Consider the following 20,792-nt stretch of genomic DNA (forward strand, 5'->3'; position numbering starts at 1 on the left):
CGATGATCTATCTGGCACTGCTGCGCGGCGTGAACGTTTCCGGGAAGACGGCGCCGATGGCGGAGGTGCGCAAGCACGTGGAGGCGCTGGGTTTTGCGGACGTGCGCACGCTGCTGCAAAGCGGAAATCTGATTTTCGAAGCGCCCAAGCGCGCACCGACCACGATCGAGACGGAGATCGAACGCATACTCTTACTGGAGATGAGTCTTGCGACGACCGCGATGGTGCGGACCGCTCAGGAACTGGACGAGATCATAACGGGCAACCCGTTCGAGGAAGAGGCGGAGCGCGATCCGAGTCACGTCGTCGCGGTCTTCTTGAAAGAAGCGCCCGCAGCGGCGAAAGGCAAGGAGCTGCAAGCGTCGCTCGTGGGCGCCGAGCAGACCGCGCTGCGCTGGAATACGCTCTACGCGGTCTATCCCGACGGCATCGGTGAGTCCAAGCTGACACCCGCGCTGATCGAGCGCAAGCTCGGCACGCAAGCGACCGCGCGCAACTGGAATACGATCCGGAAATTACGCGAGGCTATGGCCTAGCGACGTGCCAGCGCAGCTGAAACCGGATGGTGCGCGGGAGCGTCGGGATCAGCGTAGACGGCTCGGTCGTCTGATAGTACTGGGCCGGTCCGCCCGCCGTGAGCGGGCCGTACTGGCCGAGCGTGGTGGTCACGCCGGCGTTCGGCTGCGGCAAATAATAGAAGTCGTTGGTGTTGAGTAGGTTCTCGACGCTGAACTGCGCTTCGAGCGTGGGCGTGATCGTCTTCTTCGCGGTCAAGTCGAACTGGAGGAACGGCGGCTGAAAATACGTGTTGTTCTTCCCTTCGAAATCCGCGCCGAGGCCGACATACGATCGGTCTTTGAACGTATAATTCAGCTGGTAGTATCCCTTCATGTACGGAATGCACGTGACGCTGCCGGGAATGGTCAGACCGAAGCCGCACGTTTGTTGGCCGTTTGCGGGTAGTGACGGGCCGAGCCCGTAGAAGACCAGCGGAATACCGTTGACGATCGAACGTTCAAAAGCCATCGAGGCGAAATAGCCGAGGCCGAAGCGCGGCGCGTAGGTGTAGCTCAGCGTGGCTGTCTGCACGCTCAGAAGCGCAGCGTTCGTGGGTTGCACGGTGCTCACTCCGGTGAGGACCGTGCCATTATAGGGCCACGAAATCGCGGTTGGAGTCGTGAGTTCCTCAAAGACGTTGTGGACCTGCGTATTTTGCAGGTCAATTCGGAAGATTCCGTTGGGCTGCGCGCGCCAGTCCATGCCGAGACTCTCTTCCGTCGCGTTCTCGGGGTTGAGATAGGGCGCTTTGAAGGTTACGAAGCCATTGGGTGCCACCGTGCCTGATGTAGCCGACGGCGGCGTGTAGAACGGCGCGCCGCTCAAGTATCCCGAGAACGGGAACGTTTCCGACGTTCCAACCGCCGCGCGGTAGGAGACGTTGCCGGTTGGCTGATACGTCAGCGCGACGTGCGGATCGAACCGCGAGGCGCTGCGCTGCAACGGGATTTGAGGCACCAAGTAGGTGGTCGGATTCGGCGTCGCATACGGCGTCACGTTTTGGGAGCCGTCCACGCTCCACGTCGAATCATAAATACCCGCCTTTACACCGACGGTGCGCGATACCCGGATGTCACCGACGAGCGAAAGCGTCGTATAGTGCATGAGCGTTTCGGGAACGGTAACGTCTTGCGGAATGTTAGCGTTGTAGTAGCCGTAGCTGTTATCCCCATGGAAATCGTAGGTAAATGTGAAAAGATTATCGCCAACTGGGTGGAGATAGCTTAGCGTGCTTCCGTAGAGCTTGTCCTGTTCGAGCTCGCTGAATTGCGATTGGTTACACTCGCCCGTCCCATCGGCTGAGATGTTTCCGGCAAAATAGCCGTCGTAATTCGACTCGTTGTTGCATGCGTTGATGAAGTTAGCGCAATTCGTTCCGCTCGTGCCGCCATTCGCCGCGCTGCACGCGCCGGGCAGAGAGTAGAAGTATGGGAACTCGTTCTCGTCGGCTCCGTCGAGGATCCATTCGATGTTTCCGGCATACGGGCGAATGAGCAAGGTATCGTTTCCGATGGACTGGCGAAACTCCGCGGTGAAAATCGGTTGGTTGTAATAGACGTTCGAACCGGGATACCAGGCGTATGCCGGGATAGACTTGCCGACCAGATTGCCGTAGCCGGGGTTGGTGCACGCCGAGTTTGCCGTGTACCCGGCGTTCACAAGGCACGGCTCGATCGTCGTCATGCCGAGGTATTGACCGTACGAGGTGCCCTGCGGAAGATAGCCGCCGTACGCGCCGATGAAGCCGACTTCGAACGATGTCGCCGGCGAAAAAGAGTAGCGCAGTTTGAAGATCAAGCCCTTGTTGAAGAGCGAACCACTGGAGTTTCCGCAGAACTGAATGATCCCCGTATTCCCCGGCAGGTTATCGCCGCTGGAGTAATTGTCGGGCGAGACCACGCAGTGCGTCTGATTGAAGAACGGTCCGTTATTGCTGCCGTACCCGGCGCCGGCGACATACGCGAACTTACCGAACGATCCGGTAAGCAGAAGGCTGGAATATTGAGAGTTGTAGTTGTCGCTGCCGATGACGAAGTTCGTCGTCGGCTTCACCGTATATCCCGGCGTCACCAGGTTGGTGGTTCCGCCGACAGCTGTTGAGGCAAATGCAGTCGTGTTGCCCGGACCAACCTCGGTTTCAACGCCGGAAAGCAGATACGACGGGAAATACTCGGTCAACCACACGCCAAACTCTCCGAGCGAAATCGGGTGGCCGTCGATCAGTACCTGGGTTTCGTAGGGCTGCACGCCGCCGAGCACGATCGTGGTATCGGGTTGGCTTCCCTGGCGCTGGATCACGACGTCCGGGATGCGTTGGATGACGTCGTTGATCTGCGGATTCGCGAGATTGCTCACCTCCGTACCCGGCAGATACGTGCTCGATGCCGCGCCGGTATTGATCGAACTGGCGCGCGCCGACGTCGAGACGGTGGCGATCGTGCGCAGCGAGGTGAGGTCGGCCAGTGTCATCGTCACCTCGACCGACTGCGTCGAGCCGGCGAGAACCGCAATGTCGGACAGCGAGGCCGGCACATACCCGCCCTTGGTCACGGTGAGCCGATACACTCCAGGCGTGAGTGCGAGTTTGAAATCGCCGCGTGCATCGGAGGGGACGGACGCGTGCGTCGGGCCGTCCGCCGTGACGAGTGCTCCCGGGACCGCGACGCCGGCGCTCGTCCTCACCGAGCCGGCGATCGCGCCGGACGGAGCGCCCTGTGCATAAGCAGCGAGAGGCGAAAGAGTAAGGAGCAACGCAAGACCGAAAAGACGGCGGATATACATCTGGCCCCCCTCGAAACGATATTAAGCCTGGATTATATTCAATACGATTGGACAAAGCAATGGACTACGGGCTAAAGGGACGATCGGTTATCGTGACGGGCGCGAGCAAGGGCATCGGCCGCGCGACCGGTCTCGCGTTCGCGCGCGAGGGCGCGAACGTCGTCCTCTTCGCGCGCGGCGCGCACGAGGTCGAGAGGGCGGCTGGGGACGCGAAAGACTTGCCGGGTACGGCGCTTGCGATCGCGGGTGACGTGACCAAAGCCGAGGACCGCGAGCGCTTGGTGAAAACGACCGTCGATCGCTTCGGCGGAATCGATGTACTGGTCAACAACGCCGGCTCGATCGGAGCGTTTGCACCGTTCGAAGATCTCACGCTCGAAAACTGGCGCGCGCTCTTCGAGCTGAATCTGTTTTCGGTGGTGGGATTGATTCAGCTCGTGCTCCCGCACATGCGCAAAGTCAGGCGCGGGCGGATCATCAACATCTCATCGGAATCGGCGGTACAGCCCGATCCCGTCATGAACCACTACAATGCCTCGAAAGCCGCGCTCAACAATTTGACGAAGTCCCTCTCGAAGGCGGTCGGCGCGGACGGAATCCTCGTGAACGCGGTCGCACCCGCCTTCATCAAGACGCCGCTGGTGGAGGAGATGCTCGCAAATCTCGCGCGCGAGCACGGCACCACGCCGGCGCAGGCCGAGCAGGCATTTCTCAAAGAGAACCGGCCAAACATCGTGCTGGGCCGTGCCGGCACGTCCGAAGAATCGGCCGAAGCGGTGCTCTTTCTCGCCTCGGACCAGGCCTCGTTCATTACCGGCAGCGTGCTGCGCGTCGACGGCGGCTCCGTCGCAACCGTCTCGATCTGATCGGGTTCGGCGTGCGCTGGTACCGGCATCCGGTCCTTGTCGTCGCGATGGCCATCTTGGGGTCCGGCAGTGCTTCCCTCGCGCAGACGCAAGCGCCACTGAGCGTCGGCGAAATCCTCGATCGAATGGTCGCGAATACGAAGGGGTTGACGTCGTATGTCGTGCCCGTACAGATCGAAGCCCATGTCTTCGAGGGCCCGATCTCGCTTCCGGTACGCATGGACGGGACGCGATATTTCGAGCTTCCCGACCGATCCGCACTGCGGATGAGCAGCGTTCCATCACTGGCAAAGGAATTTAGCGATGTGTACTCGTCGCTCGGCACGCCGCTCACGTGGCCGCAAACCTTCGATATCACGATCGAAGGAACCGGCTCGCGCAACGGTCACAGCGTCGTGACGCTACAGGGGCGATACAAGCACCCATCGACCGTCGATCATGTCGATCTCGACGTCGACACCGGCACGTTCGACCCGGTGGAGGCGCGCTGGTTCTATCGCAACGGTGCGACGATCGTGATGGACATTCAAGAGAGCGTTGTCGCCGGTGCGTACCGCCTGCCGGAGGAGGAGACGATCAGCGTCAGCTTCCCGGCGTACAAAGGCAACGCGACGGTCTCGTATGGAACCTATCAAACCAACGTAGCGATTCCCGACTCGGTTTTTGGTGGAGGTTCATAGTATGTTTCATCTCGAGCATTTCACCGATTATGGTCTGGTGCTCATGCGGTTGATGGCCGGCGCGATCTACGCGGACAGCGGCTTCGACGACCTCAAGGACCCGGACGCGCGCAGCAAGAGCATCGGGATGCCGAAGGGGTTCGTCGTTTTTCTAGCAGTGGCCGAGATCGCCGGCGGCGCGGGAGTGATCTTGGGTGTACTGCAGCAGCTCGCGGCGATCGGATTGATTTTCATCATGCTCGGCGCGATCCAGAAGAAGATCTTCGTCTGGAAGACCGGCTTCTGGGGCAAAGAGGGCTATGGCTGGTACTACGACCTCACGCTGATCTCGGTGCTGCTGGTGATTCTCTTCACCGACGGCGGCCGCTTCGTGATCTTGCGTTAGCTGTCGGGAATCTGCGCCATGATCTCGTGGGCGAGGGCGTTCGGATCTTCGCTAATTAGTGTACTGTTCGCCGGTGGCAGTCTCGTAGAGGAACCAGATGCGCCGTTCGGTCTCGTCGATGAAGACCTCGAGCAATGAAGCGGTGGCGACGTCGCCGAGGTCATCCACGGTTCCGTGCAGCGCGCGCATGCGGCTGAGCAGATCCTTGTTGTCTTCGACGAGCGCGCGCAACATCGCGTGCGGCTCCACGTACTCCCGGTCGTCGTCATCGACGCGCGTGACCTTCGCCACCTGGCCGACGCTGCGAAGCGTCGGCTGACCGAGCTTACGCGAGCGTTCGGCGAGCACGTCGATCATCGCAAAGATCTGCGTGGCGTGCTCGTCGAGGAGTTCGTGATATTCCTTGTAGTGGCTGCCGGAGACGTGCCAATGGTAATTCTTCGTTTTTAGAAAGAGCGCCATGACGTCGGCCGTGAGCGGAAGCAGCGCCTTGTTGATCTCGGCACGGGCGTCCTCTGAAAGATCGGACGGGGTGCCCAGGCGCGCTTGGAATTGGGAGAGTGTTGTCGTTTCCATTTGGCGTAGACCCCTTTGCTGGTGTGCGGGTTGCGGGGTGCGGGACTACGAGGCGCGGTCGATGCTCGTGGCGGCATCCCAGGCGAAGGTCGCGAGCCAATGCGTGGTCAGGTAGTCACCGGAAATCGCGTGCTCGACGCCGGCGCGGTAGAGCCGGCGCGCATGATCCAATAGCGCTGGTTCTCCGAGCGCCTTTGCGATACGCGAAAGCATTCCTGCGCGCGAAAGATTCAGGCCGTGCAGATGTACGATCTGACCATCGCTGACGTTGGGCACGTCGACGACCGCGAGGATTCGCGACTCGCGCGAGAGACCGGGTAAGAACGCGCTCCACCAGCGCGCGAACGCGTCGGGGGCGAGCAGACGGCGCATCAGATCGGCTTGCGCCAACCCGGGCGAGAGAAAGTCGTTCCCGCTGCGTTCCCAATGCTCGGGCCACGCGCAGTCGTTCGCAAACCAGGCTTGCGCGCGCTCGGCGATCGTGCGTTCCAACGTTTCCAGCCGGAGCACGCGCGCCGAATCGAGCATGAGACCGAGCGCGAACGCGGTGTTGGCGTGCACACCGTGACGGACCGGCTCCGGCAAGACGCGCAGCCACAAGACGGCGGCTTCCGCCACGCGTTTGGCCATGTCGTGAAGCGCTTCACTCGGTGCCGCAGATGCAAGAAGGAGGGCCCAGGCCCGGCCATACGGGCGTTCGTACCACGGATACGCAACGAGATACGCGGTTTCGATCGCGACGCAGGCGCCATCGAGATTTTCATCGACGGCGGCGCGCAATGCGGCGCGTTCCGGCACATCTGCATGCGTTGCGGTGAAATGATCGAGCAATTGTACGGCGGTCCAATGTGAGTGGACGCTCGAGTGCCAGTCGAAGGAGTTGCCGAAGGCGGGATGTGCCTGCGTCGGATCGTGCGGCTGCTCGCCCGCACGCACGAGATGCGTGTCGTGATAGGGATAGCGGGTCGTGAGGTTGGCGAGCACGACCGGCGCGATCCGCGGCGCGAGCTCCTCGTGCAGCGTACTCATCGGAACGGAACGAGCAGCATGAGACAGAGGTTTACCACGAAGAGCGCGATCGCGGTCGGAATCTGCACTTTGATCTGCCCGTACTTATCGCGCATCTCGAGCAGCGCCGGCGGTACGAGATTGAAGTTGGCCGCCATCGGCGTGCAGAGCGTGCCGCAGAATCCGGCGAGCATGCCGATCGCAAACATCGGCGCCGGATGCGCCCCGAGCTGCACCACCAGGATCGGCCATCCGACCGCTGCGGTCATGATCGGAAAGGCGGCGAACGCATTGCCCATGATCATCGTGAACGCGGCCATGCCGACCGCGTAGACGATCACGGCGAACAGACGCGAGTGTTCGGGGACGACGTGTTGCGCGATCAAGCCGACTTGCGTTCCGACACCGGCTTGGGTGAAGAGGAGTCCCAAAGTCGCGAGCATTTGCGGAAGCAGCGCTGCCCATCCGATTGCTTCGAGCAGCCGTCTGCCCTCGACGAACGCGACGCCCGGATTCCGCGGCCGCAGGAGCATCCATCCGACCGCGAGCGCCGCGATCGTCGCGACGCCGAGCCCGATCAGCGTTTGCGAACCGGGAGCCAGCAGCGGCTTTGCGCCGATCGTGACGTGCCCGCCGCCGAGCGCGACGAGCACGGTGACGAACGGAATGGTCAGCGCGGGAACGAGGAGTAGGTTGCGCTTGCGCGCGGCGCTCGCTTCGCGTTCGGTTTCGCTCGTGGTGCGGACCGTGCCGCGCCCGGTCAATCCGAAGCCCGCGAGCAGCGCGGCGAGAATCACGACGGCCCCGAGAAGCCACGACGGGACGTGATCCCCCGCGCAGATCGACGCGCCGAACAGGCACCAAAATGCGGCGGTCGGCCAGCGCTTGGGATGCGCGCGATCGAACGCGATTTGCACGCCGACGACGAAGAAGAAGCCGCCGAGCAGCCAGTAGATCCACTCGGGGCCGATCATTGCAAATCGGACGCCATCGCAGCCAGACGCGCATCGAGCCGCAGCAACCGGAATCCGTGAATCAGAAACGCCGCGATCGCCGTCGGCACGGCCCAGAGCGCAATCTGTAGCGGGTCGAGTTTGAGATGGTAGCTCGCGTTGACGTAGGCGGTGATCAGCAGCACCGAGCCGATGGCAACAAAGCAATCTTCGCCGAAGAAGTCGCCGATGGTATCAGCCGCGGCGGCATTGGCTTTGATGGCCTCGGTTACGCTCTCCGGGACCTCCCCAAACGAACGCATAGCGGCGCCTTCGGCCATCGGGTAGATGACCGGGCGCACCATCTGCGGCGTGCCGCCGAGGCTGGTCAGGCCGAAAGCCGCCGTCAACTGGCGCAACGCGAGGTAGAGCAGCAGCAAGCGACCCGCCGTAAGCGCCGAGGCTTGCGCGATCAGCGCTCGCGCGCGTTGCTGCAACCCGTAGCGCTCCAGGAGTCCGATGACCGGGAGGACGAGGAACGCGAGCGTGACGGAACGGCTGGCAGCGAATCCCGTGCCGAACGCTTCGAGGATATGGACCGGACTCAAGCCGGCGAGCAACGCGGAGACGATGCCGGCGACGGTTACGACGAGCAGCGGATTGATGCGCAGCGCGAATCCGACGACGACCAGCGCAACGCCCAGTAGAACGATCATGGCGTGGTCTTAGGACTGGCGGTTCCGAGGGCCTTCGGCTAATCGAGGCAGCGACGAAAGAGCGAGAATAGCCGTTCCCAGTGCCGTTCCGCGGCGGCTTTATCGTACACCGGTCGTTTGGGAAACGCGAAACCGTGCTCGGTTCCCGGATAGCGTTCGACCTCGAAAACCGCGCTCGTTGCCGCCAGCGTGCGTTCGAGTTCGACGACGACCTCGGGCGGCGCGTAGCTGTCGACCTCGGCACAGCCGAAGTACATTTCGGCCGCGATGCGATCCGCACGCAGGTGCGGGCTATCGGGCCGGTCGGTCACGAGCCCCACGCCGTAGAGTGAGGCCATCGCGGCGATGCGATCGGGGAACTCCGCCGCGGCCGTAAAAACGAATTGGCCGCTCATGCAGTAGCCGACGCAGCCGATGCGGGCCGTGCGCGCGTACGGTTGCTCATCGATAAAATCGAAGAGCGCTCGCGTGTCGTCCATGACGAGCGCGTTGGTGAGGCTGTACATGAGTTGCCACATCCGCTCGCGCTCGGGTCCTCCTTCGTCGCGCACGGTGGATTGATCCAGCGTCGTTCCGGTCCCGGCGCGATAGTAGAGGTTCGGGAGCACGACCACGTAGCCGACGCTCGCGAGGCGGCGAGCCATGTCGCGCAACTCCTCGCGAATGCCGGGCGCATCCATGTAAAAGAAGATGACCGGAAAGGGCCCGTCGCGTTCGGGGTGCGTGACGAACGTGTCCATGCGCCCCGCGGACGTGACGATCTCGACTTGGCGTTCGATCATGGGAGTCGTTTGCCGGTGGCGAGTCGAAATTCCCGCGTTATGCTTTTCCCGACCACGATTGCCGGCAGCCTCCCGAAGCCATCCTGGCTCGCCGAAACCGAACGCCTCTGGCCGCAGTGGCGCCAGAGCGGAGACGCGCTCGCCGAAGCGATGCGCGACGCAACACGGATCGCGCTCTTCGAGCAGGCGCGCGCGGGGATCGACGTGGTGACCGACGGCGAACAGTCCCGCGACCACTTCGTGCATGGCTTCGTCGCCGGTCTGGAAGGTGTCGACTTTTCGAAGAAGGTGCGGCGCGGTATCCGCGCCGATCGCTATGAAGCCGATTGCCCGAGCGTCGTCGCCCCGATTCGCCGCCCGGCGAGCGTGCACGCGATGGAGGTGGGCTTCGCTCGCAGCGTGACCGATCGTTCGCTGAAGATCACGATTCCCGGGCCGATGACGATCGTGGATACGCTGTACGACAGCTTCTACGGCTCGCGGCGCGATCTCGCGTTCGCCTTCGCCGAGGTGATCCACGACGAGATCCTCGATCTGTGCGCGCTCGGCGTCGACGTCGTTCAGCTCGACGAACCCGCCTTCAACGTGTATTTCGAAGAGGTCGACGAGTGGGGCATCGACGCGCTCAATGCCGCCGTTCGCGACGTATCGTGCAAGACGGCGGTCCACGTCTGCTACGGCTACGGGATTCAGGCGAACAACGACTGGAAGCGTTCGCTCGGGGCGAAGTGGGATCAGTACGACATCGTGCTTCCGATGCTGGCGCGCAGCAACGTCGACCAGGTCGCGATCGAGCTCGCGGGTTCGCGCGTCCCGCCGCACGTGCTTGCGCATCTGAAGGCGAAGTCGGTCGCGGTCGGCTGCATCGACGTCGCTTCCGACGAGATCGAGACGCCGGAAGACGTCGTGCGAACGATGGAAACGGCACTCGAATATCTGCCGGCGGAAGCCATCAGCCCGACTACGAACTGCGGCATGGCCCCGATGTCACGTGACGTCGCCTACGCAAAGCTGCGCGCCCTGGGCGAAGGAGCGCGTTCGATGCGAGCGCGCTACGTTTCGGCTCCCGCGCGAGGATGACGCCGCGCGCGCAGATTCGTCCGGCACGACAAGCAGATGCCGTGGAGCTGCAGCGCCTGATCGAGACGTCCGTCCGAGGATTGCAGGCGGGAGATTATTCCGCCGCTCAGATCGAAGCGGCTATCGTCGAAGTGTATGGCGTCGACACCACGCTGATCGCTGACGGCACGTATTTCGTAGCCGAGATTCCGGCGGACGAGACGCGGCAGCGGAACATCGTGGGTTGCGGCGGTTGGAGCCGGCGCAAGACGCTCTTCGGCGGCGATCAGTGGCATGGACACGACGAGTTGCTGCTCGATCCGGTGCGCGAGGCCGCAAAGATCCGAGCGTTCTTCGTGCATCCGTCATGGGCGCGGCGCGGCATTGGGACGCTCATTCTTGACGCTTGCGAGCGCGCCGCGCTTGCCGAGGGTTTTCGACGGCTCGAGATGGCTGCAACGCTCACCGGTGTGAAGTTTTACGAGGCTCGGGGATACGCGCGGCGTGAAACGTTCGATGTGCAGCTGGGCGTCGGACGAGCAATCGAAGTGGTGCGAATGGAGAAATGCATGTAACCATCCATCCAGATTATTTCACTGCCTTGTTGATTTCTTCCAGGGCCTGTCGCATGTCGAATTCTAACCGATCCGTTCGTTCGAGTGCCCTTTGCGTCGCTTCGCGGATTGCCCGCGCCAATTTCGCTCGAGCGATGCTGTTGCATCGTTCAGATCGTTGCGAACGCGTTCCAAATCTCTTTCGGCTCTTTCAATGTCTGCTTTCGCTCTCGTTGAACTCTGGGCTGCACCCGGACTGATGCCGGAGGTATTTCACGTCGCCCGTCCGTTCCAGCGCGAGTGCGCAGGTTTCCCTAGCGGTGAGGGCAGCCGGGCCAGCAGCACGGACGGCGCATGCCCTTGCGCATCTTGTCGAGCCCGACGGTTATGCGCTTTTGCCTGGTTTCGTCTTTCTTCGCGGACGTAACCCAGCAGATCCACTCGTTGCGGGCCAGCGGCGTGATGTCGGCCCACACTTCCTTCGCGATCGCGTCGGACTCGATTGCTTTGCGGAAGTCGGCGGGCAGGTTGTGAACCGGGCCGCCCCGCTGCTTTGCCATGGCCATCAGGGCCCTAGTTCGTAGGGCGCTGGGTACTTTCCGGTCGTGTGGTGGCGGCATTCGCTGCCCGGCGCGTATGCTGCCGCTGATGACGTGCACCCACGCCCGCTAGGTCAGGTACTTGGCGCAAACGACACGATCGCGTGGTTATTGCGATCGGCGACCCAGAACCGCGCTCCATCGAATACAACGCTGCGCGGTTTGAAGGGAAACGAGCGAAGCGCTTGTATCGATGACGCATCATCGCCGATGCCGAGTCGCTCGAAGCGTCCGTCGCCCCACTCGTCGTCGACGGTCGCGAGGTAGAAGGCGCCGTCGACGATCGTCATGCCGACCGGGCGGCGCTCCAATTGCACTTCGCGCACGGCGGCGCCGTGTTTGTCGAGTTCGATGAGTTTCTTATCCCAGGCCTGCGAGAGATACAAGCTTCCGTTTCCATAGGCCAGGAACGAGCCTGAGTTATCCGGACAAACGAAACACTCGGCAAATCCGGCGTCAGGCGAAAATGCATAGACGTAGCGGTGATCGCGCTCGAGGTCCGGTTCGTCGATCGCCGGCGCCAGGATCAACCGGAAATCGGAGCCGGTAAATGTGATGCCCAATGACGCGGACGGCGAAACGAACTCGCGCTGGACCGTCCACATCTGAGGATCGATCGCATACAAGTGGCCATCTGCGGCGCTCGTCACCCACATAGTCGTACCGTCCCATGCAAGGCCTTGCGGACCTGGCACGGGGGAAGGATGTCGCGTGAGTTCTGTCACCACACCTGCTGCACCGGTTTAGCTACATCCGCTCGTCGCTCCGCAGTTGTCGCACTTCTCGCAGGCGCCGTTGCGGACCATGGTGAGTTGCCCGCATTCGCCGCAGGCGTTCCCCGTGTAGCCTTTCGCCTTGGAAGCATTGACCGCTTCGACTTTCGACATGACCGCGGTTGACGTGGCAGCGTGCGGCAACGGCTTCGGTGTATCGTGCATCGCCGGCGCGTGCATGCCGCCGCCGGGGTCGCCGTGATCGCCCTCGTCCTTGCCGGGGCGCAGATGTGTCGAGACGGGGTGGAATTTCTCGGCGACGCCGGCCGGGCGCACGCGCGTCGGACCGGCTTCTTCGGCGATGTACTCCTCGCCGGATCCGCCCACGTCCATCGCATCCATCTCCATCGACGGCTGCACGTGGGCGAGATCGTAACGCCCGAGATAACTCACCGCCAGCTCGCGGAAGATGTAGTCGAGTAGCGAGGTCGCCATCTTGATGTTCTGATGACCGACCACCGGACCATTGGGCTCGAAGCGCGTGAAGGTGAAGGCCTCCACGTATTCCTCGAGCGGCACGCCGTGCTGCAGACCTAGGCTCACCGCGATCGCGAAGTTGTTCATCAGCGATCGGAACGCGGCGCCTTCCTTATGCATGTCGATGAAGATCTCACCGAGCTGCCCGTTGTCGTACTCGCCGGTGCGCAGGTAGACTTTGTGTCCCCCGATCACCGCTTTCTGCGTGTAACCGCTGCGGCGCGCCGGCATGCTGCGGCGCTTTGCGATATAGCGGTAGACGATCTTCTCGGCCACTTGCAGCGGCTGCTGGAACGGCTGCGCCTGTGGAACTTCTTCGCCAATCGATGCATCGCCGCCGAAATCGAAACTTGCGGCTAACGGCTGCGAGAGCTTCGAGCCGTCGCGGTAGAGCGCGACCGCCTTGATCATGCGCTCCCAGCTATACCGGTACGCCTCTTTGATATCGGCGATTGTTGCAGTGGACGGAAAATTAATCGTGTTATGGTTCACAATGCCATTGCCGACAAAGGCGTGGGTTACGGGCACGGAAATGTCGTAGACGAGGCGCTCGCCGGCGTCGGCGACGCATTCGACCGGGCTGAAGTGAAGATTCCGGTTCACAATCTCGTCCAGCCACTCGGGAAGTTCAATCTCCTTGGAGAGGCGCTGTAGCGTTTCCCAGGAGACATGTTTTGTACGCGAATCAAGCAGGTTGGTGTAACGGCTGCGTACGCCTCCCGTACCTGCTCCGCTCCGGCCGGAGGTACCGCGCGGCAGCAAATCGTACAGCGCGCGGCCGCTGACACCAGGAACAACGTCTGCCGCGCTCTGCGCGAAGCTATCGGTAAGGATCGACCAGGTGCGAGCGAGTTTCGCGGGCTCCGGGAACTGAACCATGGCGAGCAGCTTTTGCGCCTGACGGCCCGCTGCATGGACCTCACCGTACGTCTTTCCGTTCTGCCGGTTGAGCTTCTCGATGCGGCTGTGAACGATGCCAAGGTTGGTGAGGACGGCTTGAAGATCGTCGAGCAGTGCAGGCGAGTCGAGACAAAGCGCCCACTTGCTCAATCCTTCTGTCGTAACGTAGGCGTCGAGGAAAAGGCCGGTGAGAAACGCCAGTACGTGTTCGCGCGGTGACCGCAGAACTGCATCCGGGATCCGCTTCGCGCGTGCGCGCGAGCCACATCCAAGATATTCCAGAAACTCGACGAGTGTCTTCGAGGCGAAGACGATGCTCGAGCAACGATCGGCCGGGTGAAGAATCTTTCCTTCAATCCCAAATGCCGATCGCGCAGCGTCCTGCACGCGAAGGAGCACCGTTTCCACCGAATTCGTTATGTTGACGGTGTAGTTGGAACGCGAGGTATGTCCCTCAGCCGCGTAGGCGCCTAGGAAGAACGCGAGATCCGATGTCATCTGCTCAGGAACGCTTACGTTCTTTTGTGAGCCGTAGCTCGGAGACGCGATAAAGTCGTCGAACCGGGCAGCCTCGCTCGACCAAAGGTCATCGCCATATTGCGTGGCAACGTACTCGCCCGGTTGGATGTCCGAGAGGTAACGCCATGCTAACCCTTGATCGCCGCACGTCAAAACACGGTGATTCGGGGTTCCGACCACGCGGTGGCCCGAGCGCAGGCGAATCTCGCGGACCTGGCGCTTGCCGCCGAAGTAGAATGCGTCGGTATTGCGAGAACCGTTGAGCGAGGCGACGCGCATTTCGTGCAAACGGAATGAGTCATCACGTTCACCCTGGTGCAGAGATTCGATGCGAACGAGCCCATTTTCGGTTGTCAACAGTGTCTCACCCACGACGCACTTCGAAATTGCGCCGGAAACGAACGGCTGCGCGGCCGCCATCATGTCGACATGGGCGAGGGGGCGGATGTACCGCGTGCCGTACTTGCCGCAGGGCGTAGCGCAATCGAAGACCGGCAAATGCTCGTCCTTGAGGTGCGGTGCGCCTTCCAACGTCATACGTCCGCAGATATGTGCCGAGGCTTCTTCGATCTGTTGCGTCGTAAAACCGAGGCCGTCGCGCAGGAGCGAGAAGTTCCAGTCGTTGAGCTGCTCGTCGCTCAGCCCGAGCTTGTCCTTGCAGAATTCCTCGCCGAGGACGAATTTGTTGAAGACGAACGGCAGCTCAAACGCGCCTGGAAGCGCCGCCTCGATGCGCGCGATCGCCTCGTCGTCGAAACCCTTGGCTTTGAGCGTTGCGCGGTTGACGTGCGGCGCCTCGAAGAGCGTGCCGGTACCCTTGGCGTAAGCTTCGATCTCTTCGATCTGCTCTTGCGAATAGCCGAGGCGATGCAACGCCGCATCGACGGATTGATTGACGATCTTGAAATAGCCGCCGCCGGCGAGCTTTTTGAACTTCACCAACGCAAAGTCGGGCTCGATACCGGTCGTATCGCAATCCATGACCAGCCCGATGGTGTTGTGCGAAATGAAGCCGTTTGCGATGTACGTGACGTTCGCAGGCACGGAGAGATCGTACGTCAATTGCTCGCCGCCGTCTTCGTTGCTCGTAACATGGTCGTAGTAGAAGTCAAGCGAGCATGCTAGTTCCTCGTTACCGGTCCGGGCAACGATCTGCGTCGCAAGGTGGCGCGAAATCGCGCCGCGGTAGCGTCTGTTGGAGTTGTAGAGAACGGCCTTCGAGACGCTGCCCGTCGAGACGAGCTCGCGGAACGCGGTCTCGCCGATGTAGACGTTATCCTTCTTACGACCCTGCCACGAATCGTTGTGCGCCACCGCCGTTGCTTTGCGTGCGCCGATGAAGCCCGCCACACTCACAAAGACTTTGTTGTATGAAACGTTCCGTACCCGCGTACAATAGGTCTCTGACTGGCCCCAGCCGGAGATATTGGTTGTCGTCGTCGTCGGGATGCCCAGAAGCAGGAGTAGAGTCTTCACTTCGCCCGAGAATTCACGGCATGCGGTCGTCCAACACGGTACCCCGCTCGTTACGGTGCCGTCGGCTTCGTAAAGGCCGCGCACGAACGCACCGTAGATCACCGGATCGTTCGTCGCAAGCAATGCATCGGGGATCCGCGGCACGTATCCCTTCCCGCTGTGGCCTTCGGTTGGTGGTAGCTTCTTGAAACCACAGGCCTCCCACCAGAGGGTCAATGGTACCGAATTGATCGCGACCTCGGTGTAGCCGGTCTTCTTTGTACATACGGCATCGAGATTGAAGAGAGATTTCGCGAGTTTGCAGAGCCGTTCGGCAACGTCCGTGTCGGCGTTTGCGACGCAGAAACGCAGGCCCTTGCTGTGGAAGGACCCATCGCCCATGAAGTAGCCGACGAGCTCTGCGAGATCAGCATCCATCGTGCGCGGTACGCGCGTGGTGTAATCGCCGGTCCAGTATTCCTCGCTGATGTCCGGTAGCGCGACGGTCTTCGGCGTCCCGATGAGCTTGCCCATGGAAAGCGCGACGACATCGTCCGGCGCAACGTCGGCCATGCGCTTCCACTGGAGATCGCCGCTTGCCGGATCAACGACCTTGATCCGGTGCGTCGGCGTACCCTGAATAACGTAGCCGCTCTTGGTGACAATGCGCCGCGTATGCTCGACACCGTTGACGAAGAATTTTGTTGCCTTCTGCTCGCCGTCGTCGGTTAGAACGCGGAAATCGACGTCTTGCCACTTCGCGCCATCTCCATTGCCAAGGCGATTGAGCCGCATCAGGCCGCGATCGGTAATAACCATCGAATCGCCGGTGAGACAACCCGTGGGCGCGATCACGACCGTCTGAGCATTGCGGAAACCCGAGACTTCGCCGATAGCGAGCGCGTCATCCCACATCTTGCGCGCGAGTGCCCACGTCTCTTGCGTGAACAGCGTCGGGGCATAGGTGACGGGTTTGATGCTGAGCCCTTCGTACTCTCCGAGATTGGCATCGTAGGCTGCGTTACGATGATTGCGGATCACGCGGAGCATTGGCTCGCGATTAGCTTCGTAGCGTTCGAACGCGCCAAGCTGCTGCGCCATTTCGGCCGACGTACGATAGGCCGAACCGGTCATCAGCGCATTGATCGCCGCGCACCAGCCAAATGCTTCCTCGGAATCATAAGGTAGACCCATGCGCATGAGCAGCGTGCCGAGGTTGGCATAGCCAAGGCCGAGCGTACGATACTTGTGGTTCTTCGCGGCAATCGTCTTGGACGGCATTTGTCCCATTGCGACGGAAATTTCCAGCGTGGTCGTCCAGACGCGCGCTGCTTCGGCAAAACGCTTTGCATCAAAGCTTCCGCGTTCGTCCTCGAACTTCACGAGATTCAAGGATGCCAAGTTACAGGCACTGTCATCTATGAATACGTATTCCGAACAATTATGTATTCGCAAACCGTTACCAACGAAGTGCTCAGTGTCGTGCTCGGTTAAATCGTATACATCAGCTCGGCCGATAGGGGTCAATCTTTCGAACTTGTCGGCTAAATGATCGCGATAACACGTAACGGAATTGTTTAGACGCCTCAATGCCGAAGCTTTATGCGAGCCAACGTGGAAACCTATCTCGCGTTCGAAGGCAAGACGGGACGTGCGGGAAATGCGAAGTGAGTGCATCTGGACGACGTCGTACTTCGAAAGACCGCCTTTCCCATCCGGACACATGGAAGAAGAAGACGTGCGGCGATCCGTGTAGAGCTTTGCTTTGATTCCGAAGGAAAGCAGCATATATTGAACTTGCTGCAAAAGCTCCAACGAACAAGAGTCGAGCGAGATATATTGCGACTTCTCACCATAATTCGCGACTGTTCCGTCGGCAGTAAAGAGGCCGCGCAGTAGTGCCGCTGTCGAATTTTTATCGAGACGGTAGACAGCGTCGGTAAACCGCTTCTTGGCGCTCCCGTGATTTAGTACGGCGAAGCGAGAGAAGAGTTCGATGACGCGCTTGTTCCCAATCGAGATTCGTGTTCCCGATGCGGACTGAGGCGCGGTGACCATTGTGGCTCGTCGGCTGCGACCGTCGTCGAGCATCGCGGCCTTTAATATGTTAATGCCATCTGCGATATCTTGAAGCACTGGCCTTTCGTCGTCGTGCATGGTTAGGATGAGGCTATTGCTGTCGCCATTGGTCACACAGCCATCGCCGACAGCTACGCCAATGCCGACGGCGATCTTTTCATCCAATGGCTCGCTACCGAAGCCAGAACCGGATAGAAGAATTCGATCACCTTCCCGCAGTTGGGAAGCCGCGACATCGCCACGGTTCTCAGTGAGGACCTTGTGGTCGGCGGTCAGGTCCAGCGTATAGCCCGCCTTTGTCACAAGCCGGTAGACGGGTTTGTGGCCAGTCGAGAAGATCTTGTTAACAAAGTGCGGCTTGCCATCGGAGCCAATGACAAACGCAGCCTTACCGACGAGCTCGGCTATGCGCTGAGGGCCATCGGCCGTGGCAATCAGCGTGTCGCCGGTGACGCACGGGTTCGTTGCGTTGATGCGCTCGTCGTTCGAACACGTGTGCCACTCCTGAATCGTGTCGTCGAATTGCAATCCGGGATCGGCGCATTGCCAGGCGGCAAGACCGATTTGTTCCCACAGATCCGCGGCTTTGATCGTCTTGACCGTGTTGCCGTTGGTGCGCGAGGTCAGCGCCCAATCCTCGTTTTTATCGAGCGTATCGAAGAACGCGTTCGTCAAGCGAACCGAGTTGTTCGAATTCTGACCGGAGACCGTGTTATATGCCTCGGAATCCCAACCGGTGTCGTACTGCTCGATCTCCAAGCTCTTGTAGCCCTGACGCGCGTAATCCAACGCCTGCTGCGTCGCGCCGCTGGGCACGCCCATCGCGAGTGCTTTGCGCAGCGCTTCACGCAGATGCGGGTTGAACGCGACGTCGAGGCGCGAACTTTCCGGAATGCGTGTGTCGTGCGCGGCAGCCATGACTGCGTTGAGTTGCTCTTGTAGAATGCGCGATCCGATCACCAGATCCGCGACCTTGCGCTCCTCGCGAACCTTCCATGTCACGAACTGTTCGATGTCGGGATGATCGGCGTTGAGCACGACCATCTTGGCGGCGCGGCGCGTGGTGCCGCCGGATTTGATCGCACCCGCGGCGCGATCGAAGACCTTGAGGAACGACATCAAGCCGCTCGACGTGCCGCCGCCGGTGAGCTTTTCGCCTTCGGCGCGAAGCTTGGAGAAGTTGGCACCGGAACCCGAGCCTCCTTTGAAGATGCGCGCTTCGCGAATCAATCCGTCGAAAATGCCGCCTTCGTTGACCAGATCGTCTTCAATGGAGAGGATAAAACAGTTATGGACGACGACGTTGCGCGTCAGGAAACTGCCGCTAGTCGTTTGTATATCGTAGACGGGCATGACGCCAACCGGCGTTACCGACAACACACTGAGCAAGCGTTCCCTGCGTGAGTACTTTCCGGGCCGCAGAAACGTTTGCATCAACTTGTGCGATTTTTCGTCGTCGACGAAGCCAACGTGCTCGCTAAACCGCAAGCGATCGCATTCGCGTGCGATCTGTACTTTGGTAAACGGCCTCCGCACGTCATCGTATGGGCCATACGTCCGTACGATGTTGCCGATCCCGAGATTGCGCAGAAGTGCAGAAACGTCATCTGCGAATTCTCGAGAGACCGTGCCAAATTCAACTTTACCCTGGCTCGTTACACACCCGTCGGCTTGGAAAAGGGAGCGCAGGTATTCACAAACGGCGTCCCGGCCGAGGCGCATAATTGCCTTCGGTACGCGGAGTTCTTCGCTTCGTTTTTCGAGTTCATACTGCTCGACGAATGAGCGGAGCACTTCGCCATAATAACGGCGGCGTGTCACTTGCACGCCCCCGATCGGCGTTGGGCGCGTCGACTCGTTGTAATGTAAGCCGGCGAGCGCGATTTCTGAAATGGCGCTCACATGGGCGCGCTCGTCACCGTTTACGGCCAGAGCTTCAAGGGTCAGGCTCTTGTTCGTTCCCGTGCGATACTTCCCGACGAAGCCGTCGCCCTGGACCCAGCCGGCAAGTGAAGCCTCGGCAATGTCAGCTAGTGAAGCTGAACGCTTGAGAATAGCAGTATTCGTTCTCTCGATGAGGCGATCGCCGGGTTGCAACTCGTCGATTCGCTTCCATGCAGCCGTTCGCGACTTAGATGTTCTCACACGAACGCGGTGATCGGCGGTAGCCTCGATGAAATTGCCGTTGGAAAGGTTGACGCGCACGACCGGTTTGGTTCCGTTCGGCATAACGGCAACGACCTGAGTGAGACCATGCTCGTCGTAGACCCATTGACCGATCAGCTTAGCATCGACAATATCACCGATCGAAATTGGTCCATCCGGCGTGGAAACAAGCGCGTGATGCGGTAAGCACGCGGAAACTTGCGGCCTTTCGAATGCCGAGGTCGATTTGACCGCTTCGCCGCTGTGCGGATCGACGTAGTAATGCCCTTGCGCCGGGCCCGAAATGCCGTACGCCCAATGCAAGCCGGTGTTGAACCACTGCGGACTATTCGCCGCGCCGACTTGACGCGCGAGCATCGCCGACATTTCGTCGTAATAGACGCGCGCGTCGTCCTCGGAATCGAAATAGTTGTACTTCCAGCCCCAATAGGTCCAGCAGCCGGCGAGCCGGTTGAAGACCTGGCGCGAGTCGCGTTCCGCCCCGAACGTGGCATCCGAGGCCGCCTCCGAGCGCCACAGCCACTCCGGCACGCCCTCTTCGGGCACGCGCACCGTCGAGCTCGGGACGCCGGCCTTGCGGCAATATTTCTGGGCCAGGACGTCGACCGCGACCTGGCTCCAGCCGGTCGGGACCATGACGTCCTTGGCTTCGAAAATCACCGAGCCGTCGGGGTTGACGATGCGTGAGGTACGCGGTTCGAATTCGAGGCCCGCGTAGGGGTCGCCGAGGGTGGAATAGAGGCGGCGAAACTTCATGGAAGAGCTGCTCCTTGCTCGTTTTGGGGGAATGAGAAGACTTCGCGGCTAGCTATGCGAACACCTGTTCGTATCGGGTGCGTCGGAGGGCTGTCGGGACACCTATTGTGTCACAATACCCGCATTGGCACAAGATATTGGGGTCGGGCCGGTTGTCTTCCTTGTGGTTGC

At 60.9% G+C, this 20,792-nt stretch carries 15 protein-coding genes; 6 read left to right on the plus strand and 9 right to left on the minus strand.

What is annotated here, in order from left to right:
- Positions 1-2 precede the first annotated feature (2 nt).
- On the plus strand, positions 3-536 hold the full coding sequence (locus tag VMF11_00185; protein HTU68710.1) for a DUF1697 domain-containing protein: 534 nt from the start codon (positions 3-5) through the stop codon (positions 534-536).
- On the opposite strand, the gene VMF11_00190 is transcribed toward VMF11_00185, so the two are convergent.
- Positions 526-3,339: a TonB-dependent receptor gene (locus tag VMF11_00190; protein HTU68711.1), complete on the minus strand. Its 2,814-nt coding sequence runs from the start codon at positions 3,337-3,339 to the stop codon at positions 526-528. The two genes, VMF11_00185 and VMF11_00190, sit on opposite strands and share 11 nt — an antisense overlap.
- A 59-nt stretch (positions 3,340-3,398) precedes the next feature.
- On the opposite strand from VMF11_00190, the gene VMF11_00195 reads away from it, so the two are divergent.
- Genes VMF11_00195 through VMF11_00205 form a run of 3 tightly spaced genes read left to right on the plus strand, consistent with a single transcriptional unit; the run spans position 3,399 to position 5,270 of the window.
- Positions 3,399-4,205 (plus strand): glucose 1-dehydrogenase, encoded by an 807-nt coding sequence (locus tag VMF11_00195; protein ID HTU68712.1) that lies wholly within the window; start codon positions 3,399-3,401, stop codon positions 4,203-4,205.
- A gap of 11 nt (positions 4,206-4,216) precedes the next feature.
- Positions 4,217-4,885, plus strand: a complete 669-nt coding sequence (locus VMF11_00200; GenBank protein ID HTU68713.1) for a hypothetical protein — start codon at positions 4,217-4,219, stop codon at positions 4,883-4,885.
- Between the two features lies 1 nt (position 4,886).
- Positions 4,887-5,270 carry a DoxX family protein gene (locus VMF11_00205; GenBank protein ID HTU68714.1) on the plus strand — a complete coding sequence of 128 codons (384 nt, stop codon included), beginning with the start codon at positions 4,887-4,889 and terminating at the stop codon, positions 5,268-5,270.
- Positions 5,271-5,321: 51 nt separating this feature from the next.
- Here the strand turns inward: VMF11_00205 and VMF11_00210 are convergent, their stop codons facing one another.
- Genes VMF11_00210 through VMF11_00230 form a run of 5 tightly spaced genes read right to left on the minus strand, consistent with a single transcriptional unit; the run spans position 5,322 to position 9,284 of the window.
- Positions 5,322-5,846 (minus strand): DNA starvation/stationary phase protection protein, encoded by a 525-nt coding sequence (locus VMF11_00210; GenBank protein ID HTU68715.1) that lies wholly within the window; start codon positions 5,844-5,846, stop codon positions 5,322-5,324.
- Positions 5,847-5,891: 45 nt separating this feature from the next.
- On the minus strand, positions 5,892-6,875 hold the full coding sequence (locus VMF11_00215; GenBank protein HTU68716.1) for a DUF2891 family protein: 984 nt from the start codon (positions 6,873-6,875) through the stop codon (positions 5,892-5,894).
- Positions 6,872-7,828, minus strand: coding sequence for a DUF979 domain-containing protein (locus tag VMF11_00220; protein ID HTU68717.1), 957 nt, complete (start codon positions 7,826-7,828; stop codon positions 6,872-6,874). Before VMF11_00220 ends, VMF11_00215 begins: the two co-directional genes overlap by 4 nt.
- The gene (locus tag VMF11_00225) at positions 7,825-8,502 is read right to left on the minus strand and encodes a DUF969 family protein (GenBank protein ID HTU68718.1); all 678 of its coding nucleotides are present in this window, start codon (positions 8,500-8,502) and stop codon (positions 7,825-7,827) included. Before VMF11_00225 ends, VMF11_00220 begins: the two co-directional genes overlap by 4 nt.
- 38 nt (positions 8,503-8,540) lie before the next feature.
- On the minus strand, positions 8,541-9,284 hold the full coding sequence (locus VMF11_00230) for a dienelactone hydrolase family protein (protein HTU68719.1): 744 nt from the start codon (positions 9,282-9,284) through the stop codon (positions 8,541-8,543).
- 39 nt (positions 9,285-9,323) lie between these two features.
- Between VMF11_00230 and VMF11_00235 the strand changes: the two genes are divergently transcribed.
- Entirely contained in the window at positions 9,324-10,364 is a 1,041-nt protein-coding gene (locus tag VMF11_00235) for a methionine synthase (GenBank protein ID HTU68720.1), read from the plus strand.
- Positions 10,365-10,405: 41 nt separating this feature from the next.
- Positions 10,406-10,918: a GNAT family N-acetyltransferase gene (locus tag VMF11_00240; GenBank protein HTU68721.1), complete on the plus strand. Its 513-nt coding sequence runs from the start codon at positions 10,406-10,408 to the stop codon at positions 10,916-10,918.
- 293 nt (positions 10,919-11,211) lie between these two features.
- On the opposite strand, the gene VMF11_00245 is transcribed toward VMF11_00240, so the two are convergent.
- The 3 genes from VMF11_00245 to VMF11_00255 form a co-directional block, all read right to left on the minus strand.
- Positions 11,212-11,457 (minus strand): YdeI/OmpD-associated family protein, encoded by a 246-nt coding sequence (locus VMF11_00245; GenBank protein ID HTU68722.1) that lies wholly within the window; start codon positions 11,455-11,457, stop codon positions 11,212-11,214.
- Positions 11,458-11,570: 113 nt separating this feature from the next.
- Complete coding sequence (locus VMF11_00250; protein ID HTU68723.1) at positions 11,571-12,152, minus strand: hypothetical protein; 582 nt, start codon at positions 12,150-12,152, stop codon at positions 11,571-11,573.
- Positions 12,153-12,239: 87 nt separating this feature from the next.
- Positions 12,240-20,621 (minus strand): LAGLIDADG family homing endonuclease, encoded by an 8,382-nt coding sequence (locus VMF11_00255; GenBank protein ID HTU68724.1) that lies wholly within the window; start codon positions 20,619-20,621, stop codon positions 12,240-12,242.
- Between the last annotated feature and the right edge of the window lie 171 nt (positions 20,622-20,792).

The organism is Candidatus Baltobacteraceae bacterium (assembly GCA_035502855.1).
Classification (GTDB): Bacteria; Vulcanimicrobiota; Vulcanimicrobiia; order Vulcanimicrobiales; family Vulcanimicrobiaceae; genus Aquilonibacter.